Source organism: Paenarthrobacter sp. TE3676 (genome assembly GCF_056279165.1).
Map to the genome: position 1 here is coordinate 19,153 of NZ_JBWBQU010000003.1, position 17,850 is coordinate 37,002.

The 17,850-nt window shown below is 63.5% G+C and carries 15 protein-coding genes; 5 read left to right on the forward strand and 10 right to left on the reverse strand.

Going from position 1 to position 17,850, the window contains the following annotated elements; genetic code table 11:
* Together ACZ881_RS07685 and ACZ881_RS07690 are read left to right on the forward strand one after the other, a co-directional pair.
* A complete protein-coding gene (locus ACZ881_RS07685; RefSeq protein WP_091470391.1) occupies nucleotides 1-537 on the forward strand; it encodes a RidA family protein in 537 nt (178 codons plus the stop codon).
* A gap of 17 nt (nucleotides 538-554) precedes the next feature.
* Complete coding sequence (locus ACZ881_RS07690) at nucleotides 555-1,466, forward strand: NUDIX hydrolase (RefSeq protein ID WP_476113934.1); 912 nt, start codon at nucleotides 555-557, stop codon at nucleotides 1,464-1,466.
* Between the two features lie 153 nt (nucleotides 1,467-1,619).
* Here ACZ881_RS07690 and aroQ read toward each other — a convergent pair whose 3' ends face one another.
* Together aroQ and ACZ881_RS07700 are read right to left on the reverse strand one after the other, a co-directional pair.
* Nucleotides 1,620-2,084: a type II 3-dehydroquinate dehydratase gene (aroQ, locus tag ACZ881_RS07695; RefSeq protein WP_026005528.1), complete on the reverse strand. Its 465-nt coding sequence runs from the start codon at nucleotides 2,082-2,084 to the stop codon at nucleotides 1,620-1,622.
* A 40-nt stretch (nucleotides 2,085-2,124) separates the two neighbouring features.
* Nucleotides 2,125-3,309 carry a MarP family serine protease gene (locus ACZ881_RS07700; protein WP_017199025.1) on the reverse strand — a complete coding sequence of 395 codons (1,185 nt, stop codon included), beginning with the start codon at nucleotides 3,307-3,309 and terminating at the stop codon, nucleotides 2,125-2,127.
* A 234-nt stretch (nucleotides 3,310-3,543) separates the two neighbouring features.
* Here ACZ881_RS07700 and ACZ881_RS07705 point away from each other — a divergent pair, with 234 nt between their 5' ends.
* A complete protein-coding gene (locus ACZ881_RS07705; RefSeq protein ID WP_011775987.1) occupies nucleotides 3,544-4,221 on the forward strand; it encodes a Crp/Fnr family transcriptional regulator in 678 nt (225 codons plus the stop codon).
* 164 nt (nucleotides 4,222-4,385) lie between these two features.
* Here ACZ881_RS07705 and ACZ881_RS07710 read toward each other — a convergent pair whose 3' ends face one another.
* The 4 genes from ACZ881_RS07710 to ACZ881_RS07725 form a co-directional block, all read right to left on the reverse strand.
* A complete protein-coding gene (locus tag ACZ881_RS07710; RefSeq protein WP_476113938.1) occupies nucleotides 4,386-6,575 on the reverse strand; it encodes an alpha-galactosidase in 2,190 nt (729 codons plus the stop codon).
* 118 nt (nucleotides 6,576-6,693) lie between these two features.
* Nucleotides 6,694-8,058, reverse strand: coding sequence for an ABC transporter substrate-binding protein (locus ACZ881_RS07715; protein WP_476113940.1), 1,365 nt, complete (start codon nucleotides 8,056-8,058; stop codon nucleotides 6,694-6,696).
* A 73-nt stretch (nucleotides 8,059-8,131) separates the two neighbouring features.
* On the reverse strand, nucleotides 8,132-9,058 hold the full coding sequence (locus ACZ881_RS07720; RefSeq protein ID WP_091470403.1) for a carbohydrate ABC transporter permease: 927 nt from the start codon (nucleotides 9,056-9,058) through the stop codon (nucleotides 8,132-8,134).
* A gap of 9 nt (nucleotides 9,059-9,067) precedes the next feature.
* Complete coding sequence (locus tag ACZ881_RS07725; RefSeq protein WP_476113943.1) at nucleotides 9,068-10,027, reverse strand: carbohydrate ABC transporter permease; 960 nt, start codon at nucleotides 10,025-10,027, stop codon at nucleotides 9,068-9,070.
* 214 nt (nucleotides 10,028-10,241) lie between these two features.
* Between ACZ881_RS07725 and ACZ881_RS07730 the strand changes: the two genes are divergently transcribed.
* Nucleotides 10,242-11,441 (forward strand): Gfo/Idh/MocA family protein, encoded by a 1,200-nt coding sequence (locus ACZ881_RS07730; protein WP_091470405.1) that lies wholly within the window; start codon nucleotides 10,242-10,244, stop codon nucleotides 11,439-11,441.
* Nucleotides 11,442-11,455: 14 nt separating this feature from the next.
* Nucleotides 11,456-12,475 (forward strand): LacI family DNA-binding transcriptional regulator, encoded by a 1,020-nt coding sequence (locus tag ACZ881_RS07735; RefSeq protein WP_091470407.1) that lies wholly within the window; start codon nucleotides 11,456-11,458, stop codon nucleotides 12,473-12,475.
* Nucleotides 12,476-12,565: 90 nt separating this feature from the next.
* On the opposite strand, the gene ACZ881_RS07740 is transcribed toward ACZ881_RS07735, so the two are convergent.
* The 4 genes from ACZ881_RS07740 to acs all read right to left on the reverse strand — a co-directional run bounded on the left by ACZ881_RS07740 (nucleotide 12,566) and on the right by acs (nucleotide 17,835).
* Entirely contained in the window at nucleotides 12,566-13,921 is a 1,356-nt protein-coding gene (locus ACZ881_RS07740; RefSeq protein WP_476115010.1) for an FtsX-like permease family protein, read from the reverse strand.
* A 7-nt stretch (nucleotides 13,922-13,928) separates the two neighbouring features.
* Nucleotides 13,929-14,672 carry an ABC transporter ATP-binding protein gene (locus tag ACZ881_RS07745; protein WP_476113946.1) on the reverse strand — a complete coding sequence of 248 codons (744 nt, stop codon included), beginning with the start codon at nucleotides 14,670-14,672 and terminating at the stop codon, nucleotides 13,929-13,931.
* 151 nt (nucleotides 14,673-14,823) lie between these two features.
* Nucleotides 14,824-15,612, reverse strand: coding sequence for a DeoR/GlpR family DNA-binding transcription regulator (locus tag ACZ881_RS07750; RefSeq protein WP_476115013.1), 789 nt, complete (start codon nucleotides 15,610-15,612; stop codon nucleotides 14,824-14,826).
* Nucleotides 15,613-15,789: 177 nt separating this feature from the next.
* Complete coding sequence (gene acs, locus ACZ881_RS07755) at nucleotides 15,790-17,835, reverse strand: acetate--CoA ligase (RefSeq protein ID WP_476115016.1); 2,046 nt, start codon at nucleotides 17,833-17,835, stop codon at nucleotides 15,790-15,792.
* Nucleotides 17,836-17,850: the final 15 nt, after the last annotated feature.

Consider the following 17,850-nt stretch of genomic DNA (forward strand, 5'->3'; position numbering starts at 1 on the left):
ATGACCACCCCCGCAGAAACCACGTCTGCCGCGGAATCCGGCGCCCCCACGTCTGCTGTTGAGCAGCGTCTGGCCGAGCTCGGATTGACCCTCCCCGAGGTCGCCGCGCCCGTCGCCGATTACGTACCTGCCATCGTCTCCGGCAACTACGTTTACACCTCCGGACAGCTGCCGTTTATTAACGGCAAACTCGAAGCTACGGGCAAGGTTTCCCTCGGCGAGTTGGGCGCGTCCGACGAACCCACCGTTGATCCGGAAGACGCCAAGCGTTACGCAGCCCTGTGTGCCATCAACGCCCTCGCTGCAGTCAAGAGCGTCATCGGCGACCTCGACCGTGTTACCCGCATCGTCAAGGTAGTGGGTTTCGTATCCTCCGAACCCACTTTCACCGGTCAGCCCGGCGTGATCAACGGTGCGTCCGAACTCCTCGGACAGGTATTCGGCGACGCCGGCAAGCACGCACGCTCCGCCGTCGGCGTCTCTGTCTTGCCGCTCGACTCTCCCGTTGAAGTCGAGCTCATCGCTGAATTCAGCTAAGGAACCGGTTCCCCCAATTGCCGCAGCTTGCCCGCCGTCTGTTTGTACTGCCCCCGGAACTTGAGGGGGCAGCACGAAACTGGCTTGAGCTTGGCGAACGGACCCCCAGGGCCGCCCGCTACGCCTCCTCAGTTGTGCTGTTGCGCGACTCGCCCACCGGTTTGGAAACCTGGCTTGGATACAGGCCAGGTTCCTCGCCGTTGGGCGTTGTCGCGTTCCCGGGCGGCTCCCTGGACACGTCCGACGACGACCCCGTGGGTTGGTTGGGCCCCTCACCCCAGCATTGGGCTGAGCAGATGGGAACGGACGACGTCGGACTCGCCCGCCGTCACGTTGTGGGCGCCATCCGCGAACTCTTCGAAGAAACCGGGGTCCTGCTCGCAGGCCCTGATGCTTCCTCTACGGTCGAGGCGAACTCCACCGTCGACTGGATGCGCGCCCGCGAAGCCGTGGCCGCCCAAGAGAAGTCCTTCACAGAGATGCTCTCCAAACGCGGACTCTCCCTTCGCACCGACCTCCTGAAGCCACTGGTGAACTGGCTCAGCCCGGACTTCGCCCACGCGCGTTTCAACACCCGATACTTCGCCGCCACCGTCCCCGTGAACCAGCAACCCAGCATCCTGGGCAGTAAGGGGGTTTGGGGCCGCTGGGTCACCGCCGCCGAAGCCATTGCCCTGCGGGACACTTCAGCACTCGGTGACGAAGTCGGCCAGGAAAATACCGTCGGCCTCAAGCTTGGTCAGCTCCTGGTGCCAGGCTCCGAGATCATGCTCGAGAAGATGGCCAACGCCAACGGCTGCATCGCCTACCTGAGCTACAAACGCAAGGCCCACGTGTACCAGGCGAAACTGGTGGACGAGGGCGGAATTCTGATGCTCGAGGTCGAAGCCGCCCGCACCGTGGCAGGGGAGCCCCAGCGCGAGCGCTGAGACGCTCTCTCACGTCCCGCGGGCTTGATGCGGTCGCTCTCTCACGTCCCGCGGGCTTGATGCGGTCGCTCTCTCACGTCCCGCGGGCTTGATGCGGTCGCTCTCTCACGTCCTGCGGGTTTGGGGCGGTCGCTCGCTCACGTCCCGCGTGCGTTAGACCGTGTCTGCCAGATACTCGATGGCCAGCTTGTAGCCCAGCACACCCGCTCCTACGATGATCGCGTTGCACACGCCCGACAGGTACGAGTGGTGGCGGAACTCTTCCCGCTGGTGCACGTTGGTGATGTGGACCTCGACGGCGGGCAGCTGCACAGCCGCCAGGGCGTCACGAAGGGCCACCGAGGTGTGCGTGTATGCGCCGGCGTTGATCACAATTCCGACGGCGGTGCCCCGGGCAGCGTGGATGGCGTCCAGGAGGTCGCCCTCATGGTTCGACTGAACGCAGTCAACAGTGAAGCCATGGGCAGCGGCCGCAGTCATGGCCAGTTGCTCCACATCGGCCAGGGTGGACGTGCCGTACTTCTCCGGTTCGCGGGTTCCCAGAAGGTTCAGGTTGGGTCCGTTGATCACAAGGATGGTGCCGCGACCGGTTTCGGTGGCAGGAGTGGCTTCAGTCATGGCTCCCAATCTATAGCGGTCCGGAGGAGTCCGGGAATCGTTACTTACGGGTGCACTGACCTGCCGAGACGGGGTCGCTGAGGCCGGGAGCCTGCGCGGCCACCGGTTCCAGGTCCTGCATGGTGAGGGCGAAGCCGAGGGCGGCATCTGTGGTGGTCTTGGCGAAGATCAGCCCGGCCACCTGCCCCTGCATAGTCAGCAGGGGACCACCTGAGTTACCCGGCTGGACGTCGCCCGCCAGCCTGTAGACCAGCTCCGGCGAAGGATTGTTGCCGTAAATATCGGGAACCAAAATGGTTGAAATGCCTTGTACCGTGGCCGGCTTGGATTGGAACGGACCGCCGTGCGGGTACCCCGCAAAGGCTGCGGGACTGCCCGCCGCCAAGTCGGCGCTCAGGGGAAGCGGATTGGACTGTAGCCCATCAACGGCCAGGACGGCGATATCCCGCTGGGAGTCGAAGTACACTACCCGACCCGGCAACGCGCCGCCGTCGGGAACTTCCACAACCGGCTGCGACACGCCCGCCACAACGTGCGCATTGGTGACGACGCGCCCGGGCGAGACAACGAATCCGGAACCGGTCTGGTTCTGCCCGCATTCGAATGCGGTGCCAGCGATCTTGAGGACGGAATCGGCGGCCTGGTTGAGGGCTGGAGTGTCTGTGGACTCGTTGGGAACGGGCACCGGCGTGACGGGGCCGACGCCCTCAATGAGCTTGGGAATTCCGTCGCCGATCACGGTGGACCGCAGCTGTGCCATGGTGCTCTTGACGGGCGTGGGAGTCACATTGTCGATGTAACGAATGACGCGTGACTCGGCCAATTGCTGCGAAACGAACGGCACGCCGAGAGAACTGATGCTGAACGCGAGCATGGACATCACCAGCGCCGCCACCACCACGCTCACCACGCCACCGATCAGCCGGTCCACGGCATGCAACGGCTTGATCCGCACGGCGTGGCGGACTTTACGCCCGATCATGGTGCCCAGCCCGTGCCCCAAAGCGATAAGCACGACGGCGGCACCCACCGTGGCGGTCAGCCTCCAACCACTGTCGGTCACCCAGCCGCTGACGAGTGGAACTGCCATGAAGGCCGCAATGGCGCCGACGACGAATCCTGCGATTCCACCCAGCGTGACCATAAAGCCGTTGCGCAGGCCATAGATCAGGTAGGACAGCAGCATCAAGATCAATGCCAAATCCAATATCGTCAAGCCAAACACCAGTGCTCCTCATAGCCGGGGTAGCGCCAATTCTAGGTGGCCACCCTGACAACCAACCGTTAGTCCGGTCACGATATGGGCCGCTTCCACCGCCGTTAAGGGCGTCAGGAGGGGTTGGATGCCCCGAAACCCGCGCCATTTCAGCGTTTCACGTGCCAAGTACGTCACAGAAGCTTAAAAATTCTGAAACAATGGCCTGAGCGCCACGACCGAAACTTATATTCAGGAGATTTCATGGACATCGAGGTATTGCGCCGCGCACCCCTCTTCGCCACCCTTGACGACGACGCATTCCGCTTGCTGACGGACGAACTCACCGAGGTGGACCTTTCACGTGGAGCTTCGGTGTTCCGCGAAGGCGACCAGGGTGACCAGCTCTACTTCATCGTTTCCGGCAAGGTAAAGCTCGGCCGCACGTCCCCCGATGGCCGCGAGTCGCTCCTGGCCATCCTCGGCCCGGGTGAGCTCTTCGGCGAAATGGCGTTGTTCGACCCCAGCCCGCGTACCGCAACGGCCACTGCCGTCTCGGAAACCCGCCTGGCTGGCCTCAAGAACGAGAGCCTCAACGCCCTGCTCCGCACGCGCCCCGAGGTTTCCGCGCAGCTGCTGCAGGCTCTGGCCCGCCGTCTCCGCCGGACCAACGACTCTCTGTCCGACCTCGTTTTCTCCGACGTCCCGGGCCGTGTAGCCAAGGCACTCCTCGATCTGGCAGACCGTTTCGGCCGCCCCGCCACTGACGGCGTCCTGGTAGCGCACGAGCTCACCCAGGAAGAGCTTGCCCAGCTGGTAGGCGCTTCCCGCGAAACCGTGAACAAGGCACTTGCCGAGTTCGTTCAGCGCGGCTGGCTCCGCTTGGAAGCCCGCGCCGTGGTGATCCTGGACATGCAGCGCCTCCGCCAGCGCTCACGCTAAACAGCAACAAAGAAGCCGCCTTGGTTGCGAACCAGGGCGGCTTCTTTTGTGTCAACCGTGAGAGAGCGTGCGGCTCAGGTCGGTGGGATGTGAGCGAGCGTGCGGCTCAAACCCGTGGGACGTGAGCGAGCGTTCGTCTCAAGCCGGTGGGATGTGAGTGAGCGTCAGAGGGTCGTGAAGCGCAGCAGGATGGCGTGTTCCGGGTTCAGGACCGGCATGGGAAGGCCCACCTCGCCAAGGAACCGCCCCGAAGCGTCAGCCCCGGACGCCAGCCACGGCGCCGGCTTTGCCTCCGTGAACGTGTGCCCGTAGTCGGCATCCCCGGGTGCCGGGAAGATGGCTTCCACCCGGTATGAACGGGAGGCATCCAACCCCGGGAAGGTTACCCGTCCGGGTTGTTCGTCAAAGCCTGTCCGGGTCTTCACCACGGCGAAAAGAGCAGCCGTGGCACCAACTGGCGTGCCGCCGTCGAGCCCTTCAGTGTCAGCCACCACGCCGTGCACCATCAGCGATTCGTCCGGCACATCGGCCCGCACCATTCGGCCACTGTGGATGAGACCGCGGTGTTCCTTGTAGAGGCCGATGAAGCGCTTGAGTTCTGCGCGCTCTTCTCCGGCGATGGAGCGGACGTCCCACTCCATGCCGAAGTGTCCGAACAACGCCGTGATAGCGCGGAACGAGAGGTCGTGCGTCCGCCCGGTGGTGTGCGACGTGGTGGGTCCAATGTGCCCGCCCACCAGTTCCGGCGGGACCACCATGCCGGTCCATCGTTGGATGGTTTGCCGTTCCAAGGCGTCGTTGCAGTCCGAAGCCCAGATCCGGTCAGTCCGCTCCAGGATCCCAAGGTCCACGCGGGCGCCGCCGGAGGAGCAGCTTTCAATTTCAACCCCGGGATGGGCTGCATGGAGCGCATCGAACAGCCGGTACGCGGCCAGGGTTTGCTCGTGCACCGAAGCCCGGCCCGCATGCCCGTGTTCCAGAAGGTCGCGGTTCTGGTCCCACTTGAGGTAGCTGATGTTGTTCTCGCGCAGCAAGCTGTCCATGCGCTCGTAAATGTACTGCCACGCATCCGGGTTCACGAGGTCGATCACGTGCTGCTGCCGCCACCCAAGGGGCAGTCGGCCGCCGTCCTTATGGGAAACTGCTGAGGGGCCCACAACCCATTCCGGATGAGCTCTGGCGACGTCGGAGTCCAGGTTGACCATTTCCGGCTCAACCCACAGACCAAACTCCATGCCGCGGCTGTTCACGGCATCAATCAACGGCGTCAGTCCGCCAGGCCAAACGGTCTCGTCCACATACCAGTCGCCCAACCCGGCGTGGTCGTCGCGGCGCCCGCGGAACCAGCCGTCGTCGAGCACGAAACGCTCAACCCCGAGGTCCGCAGCTGACTCGGCCAGCTCGATCAAGGTGTCCAGGTTGTGGTCGAAATACACCGCTTCCCAGGTGTTGAGGACTACTGGGCGAGCCTTTCCGGAAGCTGCGCCCACATGGTGCGGCCGCGAACGGAACCATGCGTAGAAGGCCTCGGAGATCCCGTCCAGCCCACGGTCTGAGTAAGCCGCAAACAGGGCAGGGGTTGTGTAGCTTTCGCCCGACTGCAGGACTACTTCGGCTGGTCCCAGCAACTCGGAGCCACCCACCATGGTGCGGCCATCGGCAACATTGTCCGCAAACTGCTCATGGTTGCCGCTCCACGCCAGGTGGGTGGCCCACACTTTGCCGTGTCGGTTGCCGAAGCCGGCGGTTCCGGCCGCAAGCAGGAGCGAGGAGTCATGTCCGGTCCGTCCGTGGCGACCCGTGCGGACCCAGGTTCCCTGCTGGATGGCCCTGCGCTGGGGGTGGCGCTCACGGCACCAGCGGCCGGTCAGGTCCAGGAGTTCGACGGCGTCAGGCGCCACCGGGAGCATCGTCGCCAACTCATCCACCTGGAAAGGCGACGTGCCGTCGTTCGTCACCGAGTGCCGCAGTTCGAGAAGCCCGCCCGGGTGCAAGGTGAGGTTACTGGTCACTGTGATGCCGGCGTCGGGGTCCGTTTGAACAATCACCGCGGAGTTGCCATCTGAAGTCGCGCTCACCAGCCGAAGGCGGACGGAGAAATCGAAACCGGGAACGCCATCAGTGAAACGGTGCCCGCGAAGTCCCGGCCGTCCTTGCCACGACGACGACGCCTGGGGGAGGAGCCCTGCTGGGACGTTGGCATCGATGGACGAGGGCGGAATGGGCTCGCTGAGGATGGACAGGTCCGGCAAGGTATCGCCCAGGTCGGCTCCCCAGTGGATGATCTCAGCCTCTCCACGGTGGGTGGCGATCACCAGGCTGGTACCTGCGGAACGGAGATGGAGCGGGTGCATGTGTTGAGTCACTTTCACATCGGGTCGGCTCTGGGCCTGTACGGGGTGTTGTGAGGCCCGCTCTGCGCGCTATTTCGATACGAAAACGCGCAGAGCGGGCCCCGCAACGGGTGGGTTGTTACTTCGCGAAGAGGGCGTTGACCTGGTCGTTGGCCTCAGTCAGTGAACTGGCGGGGGATTTGCCCGCGATCACTGCGTCCACTGCCGGCTTCATGATTCCCGCAACCTTGGAAGCGTTGTCAGTGATCGGGAGCATGAAGGTGGTCTTGTCCTTCACGTGCTGGGTGAAGGCACTGACGTCCACGTTCTTGGCCTTGAAGGCGTTTGCGGCTTTCTCGGAGGAGGTGGTGATGGCCGGGAACACGACGGCCTTGGAAGCCACGACATCCTGGCAGGCGGCGGAGCCGAGGTATTCGACCCACTTAATGGCGGCGTCCTTCTTCTTGGTGCCGGCCCACACGGAATCGGCCAAGCCATTGAACATGGAGGCGCGCTTGCCTTCGGGGCCCTGAGGTGTGGGGGCGATGCCGACGTCGATGCCCTTGTAGCCGGTGTACTGGCCGATCATCCAGGAACCATTGCTGTTAATGGCGGCCTTGCCTGCGCCGAAGCTGTCGGCAGCGTTGGCGCCAACCGTGGTTTCAAGTTTGGGCATGTAGCCCTTCACTGCGAGCGAGGCCCACCAGTCGATGGTGTCCTGGAGCTTTTTGTCGTCGTAGTTGAAGTGGGTGCCCCAGGGGTTCTTGTCTGTGGTGGTCCAGCCAGTGGTGGCGGACAGGTAGCTCCACTGTGTCTGGCCGGCGTTCTCCGCATCGGAGCCTGGCAGGCCCAATCCGTAGACGGCAACATTGTTCTTGTCGAAGCCTGCCTCGTCGCCGCGTTTGCCGTTCTTGTCCACAGTGAGTCGGGCGATTGCCTTCTCGTAGGTTCCGCCGTCCTCGGGGTTCCAAGTAAGGGAGCCCATTTGTTCAGGGGTGATGCCCGCGTCGGTGGCCATCTTCTGGTTGTAGAACAGTGCGACGGTGTCCCAGTCTTTGGGCAGGCCGTAGCGCTTGCCATCCTGACCCACCCAGAGGTCCGCGAGGCCTTCGTTGTACTGGGAAAGGTCTACCTTGTCCTGCGTGATGCTGTCGTCAAGGGCCACCAACTGCTTGGTCTTGAGGAAGTCGGGGTACTTGGACAGGTGGTCCGTAAAGACGTCCGGTGCGGTGCCGGAGGCCATGCCGTTGGTGAGCTTGGACCAGTAGTCGTCCCAACCAGTCTGGGTGATCTTGACGGTGATGTCCGGGTTGGCCTTGGTGAAGTCAGTGGCGCACTGCTGGTAGGCAGGGAGCTGATTGGCGTCCCAGAGCCAGTAGCTGATCTCGCCCTGGGCAGCGTCTCCTCCGGAACTCCCTCCGGAGCTTCCGCCTGAGCAGGCCGACAGTGCGAGGACAGCAGCTGCTGCGACGGCGACGGTGCCTAATGCCTTCTTGTTCATCATGGTTGGTCCTTTCAGGACGGGATGGGGTGCGTTCCGGCACATGCCGGTTTCCGCGTGCGGGAGGTAGAGAAAGCTATTTGGTGCCGTTGAAGCCGATGGAGTTGACGATCCGTTTGCCGAAGATGGCGAAGAGGATCAGCACGGGCGTGGCGGACACGAGCGTTGCGGCCATGAGCCCGGACCAGTCCGGCGCCCCTTGCGGGGACTGGGATTTGAAGACTCCCAGTCCCACGGTGAGCACCCTGGATTCCTCGGAGGTGCCTACGAGCAGGGGCCAGAAGTATTCGTTCCATTGACCCATGAAGGTCAGCAGGGCCAGGGTCGCGATCGGGGCAGCGGCGTTGGGCATGATGATTTGGAAGAAGATCCGCCAGTGCTTGGCGCCGTCGAGCATTGCAGCCTCTTCAACTTCCCTGGACATGTTCAGGAAGAACTGGCGCATGAAGAAGATCGCGAACGGGGTCATGAACAGGTAAGGCAGCACGAGTCCGAGCATGGAATTCAGCAGGCCCAGGTTCTTGATGAGCAGGAAATTGGGCAGGGCGGTGAAGATCGGCGGAACCAGCATGGTGGCAAGGAACAGGGAGAAGACCGCGTCACGGCCTTTCCACCGCAGCCGGGAGAAAGCGTAGGCGGCCATTGAGCTGAAGAACACCGCGCAGGCTGTAGTGATGCCGGAGAAGAGCAGTGAGTTCCAAAGGTACTGCCAGAAGTTGATCGAAGCGCCCGAGCCGCCTTCTGCGATGGCTTCGGAGGCACTCTGGAGGCCGAAGACACGCTTGAATGCGCCCAGGTTGAAGTCGGCCGGCAGCAGGTTGGCGGAGTTTGCGGCGAGGGAGCCGTTGGAGGACAGGGCTGTGCGCAGCACCCAGTAGAAGGGCAGGATGCTCACGGCGACGGCCAGGGCAAGGAGGGTCAGGGCGATGGCTCGGCGCCAGTTGAAGGGACGGCTGAGCGGGCGACGGCGGCCGCCGTTCTTGGGCGATGCAAGAGTGGTCATGGCGTGTCCTTAATCCAGGTCCGACTGGTTGCCGCGGAGGAATTTCATCTGGATGAAAGCGACGATGGCGAGGATGAGGAAGAGGATGACAGCCAGGGCGGATCCATAGCCGAAATCCTGTTCATTGAAGGCGCGCTGGTAGATGTAGAACTGCAGCACGCGGGTCGCGTTGACAGGCCCACCGGCCGTGGTGACGGCAACGGTGTCAAAGACCTGGAAGGAACCGATCACGGTCACTACGAGGACGAGTACCAGGACCGGTCGCAGCAGCGGTAGGGTGATCCGCCAGAAAGTGCTCACGGCCTTGGAACCGTCGATGCTGGCGGCCTCGTACACGCTGTTCGGGATGGCTTGGAGCCCGGCGAAGATCAGGAGCGCTGTGTAGCCCATGTGCCGCCAAGTGTTGATGAGCGCCTGGGTGGGGATGGCCCATTGCTCGCTGCCGAAGAAGGCCACCCTGGGCAGCCCGGTCCATTCGATGATCTGGTTGATGACGCCGATCTGGTAGTCAAGCATCCAGAACCACAGCAGGGCCGCAATGACGTTCGCCATCAGATAGGGCATCAGGAGCGCACCGCGGATGAGGGTCGACTTTGCCACCCGGTGCATCAGGATTGCAAGGCCCAGGGCCAACGCCGTCTGAAGGACAATGTTGATTACCACGTATTCCGCCGTGACGCCCAAGGCGTTCCAGAACAGCGGATCCTTGGCTATGCGTTCGTAGTTCCGTGCACCAATCCATTCCGGGTCGCCCAGAATGCTGTACTCGGTAAAGCTGAGGTAAATGCCCCGGATGGTCGGGACGAGGTAGAAGAGGATCAATCCGACCATCGCCGGAGCGATGAAGAAGAGTGCGACCTTCAGGTCCCCGATGCCGCGGAACCCGTCGGATGGCTTTCCCCGCTTCCGTGACTTCCGTGGCACCCTGGCGGAGAGCCCTGGATCTGGTTGCTTGGTTAGCGTGGTCATCGTCGACCCTTTCCTGACTGTGATGTGCCTAACAACTGGATGCGAATCTACACGAGTAGATAGACGCTTAGCAAGAGATTGCGCAAACTTTTGGTGATAAATGTTCCAATATGTTGTTTCTGTTGACTCGAGTAGATCGCGGTGCAAGACTCGACGGGAAATCACATGAGGGACGTAGCGGAGGCTGCTTCGGCAGCCCCAGGGAAGGTAAACAATGACGTTTTCGATCGGTGTTGTGGGTGCCGGGCAGTTCGGCAGCCAATTCGCCCACTTGTTCAAGCTCCACCCCGGCGTCAGTGCGGTCTACGCCATCGACGAACTTCCCGAGCGGGCTACTGCTGCGCAGGAACGCTGGGGGCTGGACGGCGTGATGGGCAGCTTCGAGGAGCTGTTGGAGTCCGACGTCGATGCTGTCGCCATCTTCACGCAGCGGTGGACGCACGGGCCGCTCGTCGAGCGTGCCCTGCGGGCCGGAAAGCACGTCTATTCAGCGGTACCCATGGCCATCTCCGAAGAGGAAATCGAACGGATTATCGAAGCCGTGCGTGAGACCGGGTTGGTCTACGCGATGGGCGAGACCAGCTACTACAACCCAGCCACCGTCTTCGCCCGGCAGCAACATGCGGCCGGCAAGTTTGGCCGGATTTTCTACACCGAAGGCGACTACGTCCACGACATGGATCTCGGATTCTATGAGGCATACCAGTACAGCGGCGGAGAGCGGTGGAAGGAAACCGCCAGCTACCCGCCCATGCTCTACCCCACTCACGCAATCGGCGGCGTCCTCGGAGCCGTCCCCGGACATGCGGTCAGCGTCAGCTGCATCGGCGTGAAGGACCAGCGTGGCGATGGCGTCTTCGACAAGGACGTCAGCATGTTCGCCAACGACTTCTCGAACGCCACGGCGCTGTTTGAAATGAACGACGGCGGCGCGATGCGCACCAACGAGATGCGCCGCGTAGGGTACCCGTCGCATATCCGCGAGTCCCGCTTCCGTTTCTTTGGCACCGATGCCAGCTTTGAGCAACTTGCCACCACCACCGTGTGGCAGGACAAGTCCACCGTGGAAGACGTGTCCCAGCAGGTGGAAACCAAGCCAACCATGTCCTTGGATGACCCCTCGCTGGCAGACGTGGCCCCTGAGCTGCGGGACGCCTTCATCTCGGGGCTCGCTCCAGTACATGACCAGTCCAGGCTTCCCCAAGAGTTCCTGGGAGCGCCCAACGGGCATGAAGGAAGCCATCAGTTCCTGGTGGACGACTTTGTCACGGCCGTGAATAACCGCAGCCTTCCTCCGGTAAACGCCTGGGTGGCGGCCCGGTTCACGTTGCCGGGAATCGTAGCCCACGAGTCTGCGCTTCGTGGCGGGGAGCGCCTTCCCATCCGCGACTTCGGTGATGCTCCCGTGGAGTAGCTAGCATTTACCTCATGACAACTTCGGCGGTACAAACCTCGCGCGGCCCGGTTACACGCAAAGACGTGGCCCGGTACGCCGGGGTGAGTACCGCCGTCGTGAGTTATGTGGTGAACGGTGGACCCAAGAACGTTGCCCCGGCGACGGAAGCCAAGGTTCGCGACGCCATCCGCGTTCTCGGTTACCGGCCCAACGCCGCCGCCCGGGCCCTGAAGCTGGGATCCAGCGAGACCATTGGCGTGGTGGTTCCGGATAACACCAACCCGTTTTTCACGCAGCTGGCCCACGCTGTGGAAGACGCCGCAGCGGAACTTGGCTTCGGCATGGTGCTCACCAACTCGGACGGAAGCCTGACGCGCGAACGCAAGAACATCCGCACGTTGGCCGCCCGCCAGGTGGACGGTGTATTTTTGGCCAGCTGTGTGTTCGATCCCGATGTCACCGAACTGGAAGCTTCGGAGATTCCGTCGGTGCTCCTGAACAATGCAGGGTCGCCCCCGGGACTTAGCAGCGTGGGTGTCGATCTCCAAGCAGGAGCGCGTGCTGCCGTGGAACATCTCATTGGTCACGGGCACACGAATATTGGCTTGGCAATCGGAACCAATACCGGCAACCAACTGGATGGGCGCGAGGTGGGCTGGCTGGCCACCTTGCGCGACGCCGGGCTGCCGGACGGGCCCATGCTGCACGGTCCCTTTAGCCGTCCGGGCGGCTACGAGGTAGGCAAACGCTTCCTCGCCATGGCCAATCGCCCTACCGCGATCTTCGCGAGCAACGATATGCAAGCCATCGGCATCCTCCGGGCGCTGCATGAGGCGGGCGTTCGTGTGCCCGAGGACCTTGCGCTGGTGTCCTTCGACGGCTCGCTGGATGCCGAATACTGCTGGCCCGCGCTGACTACTGTTGCCCAGCCCGTCAAAGCGATGGCCGAAGCCGCAGTGCAGGCATTGGTGGGCAAGGGCCGCGGCGATGAACTGCAACACCAGATCCTGCCCACCGAGTTGATCATCCGACAGTCCTGCGGCTGCAAATAGCCCGCCGAGATGGCATTTAATGCCAATGTTTGTGGGAAACACCGTCATTAACTGCCACCTCGCGGGGGATTACGACGGCGGCTGGCCGGGTTACGAGTCCATGCTGGCGTAACGCTCGGGGCGGGCCAGCACCTGGCCGATCTGCGCCGTGCCCGCGGCCACGGCCAGCCGGACCAGCAGGAAGCCAGCCGCGAACACCCCGCCGATGGTCAGGATCACCACAGGCTGGGTCAGCAGCGCAGCACCCGTGAGCGGCAGGACCAGGACGGCAGCTGCGGCAGCTGAAATGCCCGCCACCAGGAACAGCGGCGACATCACGGCTTTGACCCGCGCCGCCACCATGAGCTTCCGTGGCATCCCAACCCGGTCCAGTGCCACCAAGGTGGAAGCCCGGTCCAGCACGGCAGCGGCCTGGTTCACACCCGCGGAACACGCAACCATCAGGAACGAGCCCAGCAGGGTGATCATCACTCCGGTGTTGATGTCCCGGACCAGCAGCGTTGCTTCAGCGTCAGCGCCGGTGCCCATGGTGTCGGCCACAGCCATGCCGACACCCACGAATACCCCCACAAAACTGGTCATCGCGACGCCCCCGACTTGTCGCCACGATTCCTTGGGGCTCTCCAACACGGTCCGCGCGGCCAGCAGTTGCTCGGGTCGTTTGGCGCGCTTGAGCTGGGACGACGCCCTCAATCGCAGGATCCACGGTCCCATGAGGTTCAATGCCAGCAGCGCCAGCCCGAAGCAACCGCCCATCACGGCAATGATCACTATGAACGCACCGAAGCTGCTGAGCATCCCCATCGCCACCACTCCAACAACCACCACCACAGCCGCGATGAGTCCGCGAACCCAGTGCGCGCCGTCGGCCGTTTGCCGGGTCCGGACACCCAGCGGTGTCACCACAACTTTCCGGAGCCCCAATGCGGCGCTCGCCGCGGCAAGGACACAGACGGCCAGAACGCAGCCGAGGATGGACGGCACTGATAGCCACGCGTGGCTTCCGATTGCCTGGCCCCGGAACTGGATCAGCCCCAGGAACGGCGCCATGCAGGCATACAGCCCCGCACCTGCCAACGCTCCCACGGCGGCGAGGACGGTGGACTCAATGACGGTCATCCAGACCACCGTCGCGCTGTTGGCGCCAAGTAACCGCAGGGAAGCCAAGCGGTCATCACGACGACGGGCGGCGAGTCGGGCGGCCGAGGCACCGAGCGTCAACAACGGGATGATGAGCAAGACCATGGCGACGACGGCCAATGCCTGGTAGGTGCCTGCGATGTCGTCGGACCAGGACCAGAAGACCTGTGAACCTCCGGCCACGGTGAGCAGCAGGGCGGTGACCGTCCCAAAGGCCAAGATCGGGAGTCCGGCATCACGGAGACCGGTTTCCCGGAAGCTGCTCCCGTTGCTTCGGGCGAGATATGGCGTGAGGCGCAGGGCCATGGAGAGACTAGACATTAAAGGCACCCTTGAAGTTGGCGGTGGCGGCCTGCGTGGGAGCCGGAACGGGGCTGCCGCTATCTGCCACGATCCTGCCGTCGCGCAACTCCACAACGCGCTGGCAACGGGCAGCAACGTTGGGATCGTGGGTGACCACCAGGAGCGTCCGGCCGTTGGCAGCTACGGAGTGGAGGAGCACGTCCAGGACTTCCTTGGAGGTCGCCGAGTCCAAAGCGCCGGTGGGCTCGTCTGCGAACACAACCCGGGCGCCCGTGACCTGGGCACGGGCGATAGCCACACGCTGCACCTGTCCACCCGAAAGCTCGCCCAATCGGCGTTGTTCCATCCCGGCCAGCCCCAACGCGCCAAGCCATTCGGCGGCCCTCGCCTCTGAAGTGTTGCGATCCGTGCCGTTGAGCATGAGCGCCAGCGCCACGTTTTCCAAGGCAGTGAGCTCCGGAAGCAGCATGCCTTGTTGGAAGACGAAGCCGAACTCCTCGCGCCTCAGGCGGGACAGCGCTGCATCTCCCAACGTGTCCAGCCGCAAAGGTGAGGACGGTGTGTTCAAGGTGATGGCACCGGCGTCGGGCCTCAAAATCCCGGCGAGGCAGTGCAAAAGGGTGGTCTTACCGGAACCTGAGGGTCCAATAATCGCAATGGACTCGCCGGAGTTTGCTGTGAAGTCGACGTGGTCCAAAGCGATGCTGCCGGGGTAGTGCTTGGTGAGCTGCTGGGCGTGGAGGATGGCGTTCATATATCCAGCATCCCTGCGGCCCCTATGCTGGGGCGTCAGCCCCGCGGCTGAACTCTGCGGGCAGGCCTCCACCCGGGGTATGAGACCCAACTGAGTCGCAGATAACGTCGTTTTGAGCTCTCAGAACGACGTTATCTGTCACCTACTTGGGTTAGGCCTCGGCGATCCTAAGTTTTGCAACGTTCTCGGCCAGTACGCGCCGGGCGTCTTCACCCAGCAGTGAGTCCGTGATCAGTTCGTCAGCCTCTTCCAGTTGGGCGATCGAGGCTATGCCCACCACGCCCCATTTACTGTGGTCGGCCAGGACAACGGTGCTCCGGGCAGATGCCATGAAGGCGCGGTTGGTTTCCGCTTCCAGGAGGTTGGGGGTGGTGAAACCGGCGTGGCCATCCATGCCGTGGACACCCAGGAACAGGACGTCCAGGTGGAGCTGCCTAAGCGAGGATGTGGCTATCGGGCCCACCAGGGCGTCGGACGGTGTTCGCTCGCCGCCGATGAGGATCACTGTGGATCCGAAGCGTGCGGGGCCGGATGAGGAGCCGTGGTGGAAGAGGTCGGCGATGCGCACCGAGTTGGTGACCACGGTGATGCGGGGCCCGTTGACGAGTTCCTTCGCCAAGGCCCACGTGGTGGTGCCGGCGCCGAGGCCGATTGCCATGCCTTCCTGGACAAGGGACGCGGCCTCAACGGCGATTGCGTGTTTCTCCGCAGTCAGCTGCGTGGACTTGAGTTCGAAGCCGGGTTCGTGGGTGCTCGCATCACCGGGCAGTTTGGCTCCGCCGTGGATGCGCTCAACGCGGCCGGCTTCCTCAAGGGCTTCGATGTCGCGGCGCACGGTCATGGGGGACACGCCCAGCAATTGCGCGAGGTCCGAGACCCGCACCACGCGTTCCCGCTGGACGGCGTCGATGATGGCGGAGTGGCGTGCTGCCTGAAGCATCAGGGCCTTTCTGGGAACCTCGTCAAACATGGGGCTGAATCTGGCTCCAGTCTAGGGCGGGAGGCTTCCGGAGCCGGGCAGGCCCGGCGCGGCGGCGTCACCGCTGCGTCACGCAAGGCATTTAACGCACGACGGCGCCGCTCGCCTCAAGAGGTGAGCGGCGCCGTCGTGAACTACTTACTTGCGGAGGGACTCCGCGATCTGGGTCATGATGCCGGGGTCTGCCAGGGTGGTGGCGTCGCCGGTGTCGCGGCCTTCTGCGATGTCCTTAAGGAGGCGGCGGACGATCTTTCCGGAGCGCGTCTTGGGCAGTTCCGGAACGATGAGCAGCTGCTTGGGCTTGGCGATCGGGCCGATTTCCTTGCCCACATGGTTGCGCAGTTCCAGGATGGTTTCGTCGCCGTTGTTCACGGCGTCACCGCGGAGGATGACGAACGCGACCACTGCCTGGCCGGTGGTCTCGTCTGCGGCGCCAACCACGGCTGCTTCGGCGACGGACGGGTGGCTGACGAGGGCGGACTCGATCTCCGTGGTGGAGAGGCGGTGGCCGGAGACGTTCATGACGTCGTCCACGCGGCCCAAGAGCCAGACATCGCCGTCTTCATCCTTCTTGGCGCCGTCTCCGGCAAAGTACATTGCCTCGAACCGGGACCAGTAAGTGTCCTTGAAACGCTCAGGGTCGCCCCAAATACCACGGAGCATGGAGGGCCACGGTTCGCGGACCACCAGGTAGCCTCCCTCACCGTTCGCCACGGATTGACCGTTCTCGTCCACGACGTCCACGGCGATACCGGGCAGCGGAACCTGCGCGGAGCCGGGCTTGGTGGCGGTTACGCCGGGCAACGGCGCGATCATCTGCGCACCGGTTTCGGTCTGCCACCAAGTGTCCACGATCGGGGCGGGGTGTTCCTTCTTTTCGCCGTTCTTACCGGCGTTGGCACCGATGACGTCGCGGTACCACATCCACGCTTCAGGGTTGATGGATTCGCCCACGGATCCCAGGACGCGGATGGAGGAGAGGTCGTACTTGTCCGGGATGTCCCGGCCCCACTTCATGAACGTCCGGATGGCAGTCGGCGCGGTGTAGAGGATGGAGACTTTGTACTTCTCCACGATCTCCCACCAGCGGCCCTGGTGGGGGGAGTCCGGGGTGCCTTCGTACATGACCTGCGTGGCGCCGTTGATCAGCGGAGCGTAGGTGACGTATGAGTGGCCGGTGACCCATCCGACGTCGGCGGTGCACCAGTACACGTCCGTTTCCGGGTGGAGGTCGAACACTGCCTTGTGCGTGTACGCGGCCTGCGTAAGGTAGCCGCCGGTGGTGTGCAGGATGCCCTTGGGCTTGCCCGTGGTGCCGGAGGTGTAGAGGATGAACAGCGGGTGTTCGGAGTCATGCCCGACGGCGGTCTGCTCCTTCTCTGCGAGGTCTACCGTCTCGCTCCACCAGAGGTCGCGTCCTTCTACCCAGTTGACGTCCTCGCCGTTGCGCTTGACCACAACCACGTTCTGGACGGTGTGGCCCTCTTTGCTCAGGGCTTCGTCCACTGCGGGCTTCAGGGCACTGGGCTTGCCGCGGCGGTAGGTGCCATCGGCGGTGACAACGAGCTTGGCTTCGGCGTCCTCGATCCGGGAGCGCAGGGCGTCAGCGGAGAAACCGCCAAAGACCACCGAGTGCACCGCCCCGATCCTGGCGCAGGCAAGGAGCGTAATGACGGCCTCGGGGATCATGGGCAAGTACACAGCCACGCGGTCACCCTTGGCAACACCGAGGGACTCGAAGGCGTTGGCAGCCTTCTTCACCTCTTCGGTCAGTTCCGCGTACGTGTAGGTGCGGGTGTCGCCGGGCTCGCCTTCGAAGTAGATGGCAACGCGGTCACCCAGGCCGTTTTCCACGTGACGGTCAAGCGCGTTGTAAGCCGCATTGACTTCGCCGCCGACGAACCACTTGGCAAACGGCGGGTTGGACCAGTCCAGCGCCTCGGTGAAGTCCTTGTCCCAGCTCAACAGCTCGCGGGCCTGCTTGGCCCAGAACGCAGGACGGTCCGCCTCTGCCTCTTTGTAGGCGTCAGCACTTGTGACGGCGTTTGCGGCGAACTCTGCCGACGGCGCGAACTTGCGGTTCTCGTGGAGGAGGTTTTCAAGTGCCTCAACGTGTGCGGCGGGACCGTTCTGAGCCGTTGAAGCTGCAGCGGTGGCCGTGGATCCGGTGGTGTCCTGGGACATGGTGAACCTCATCAT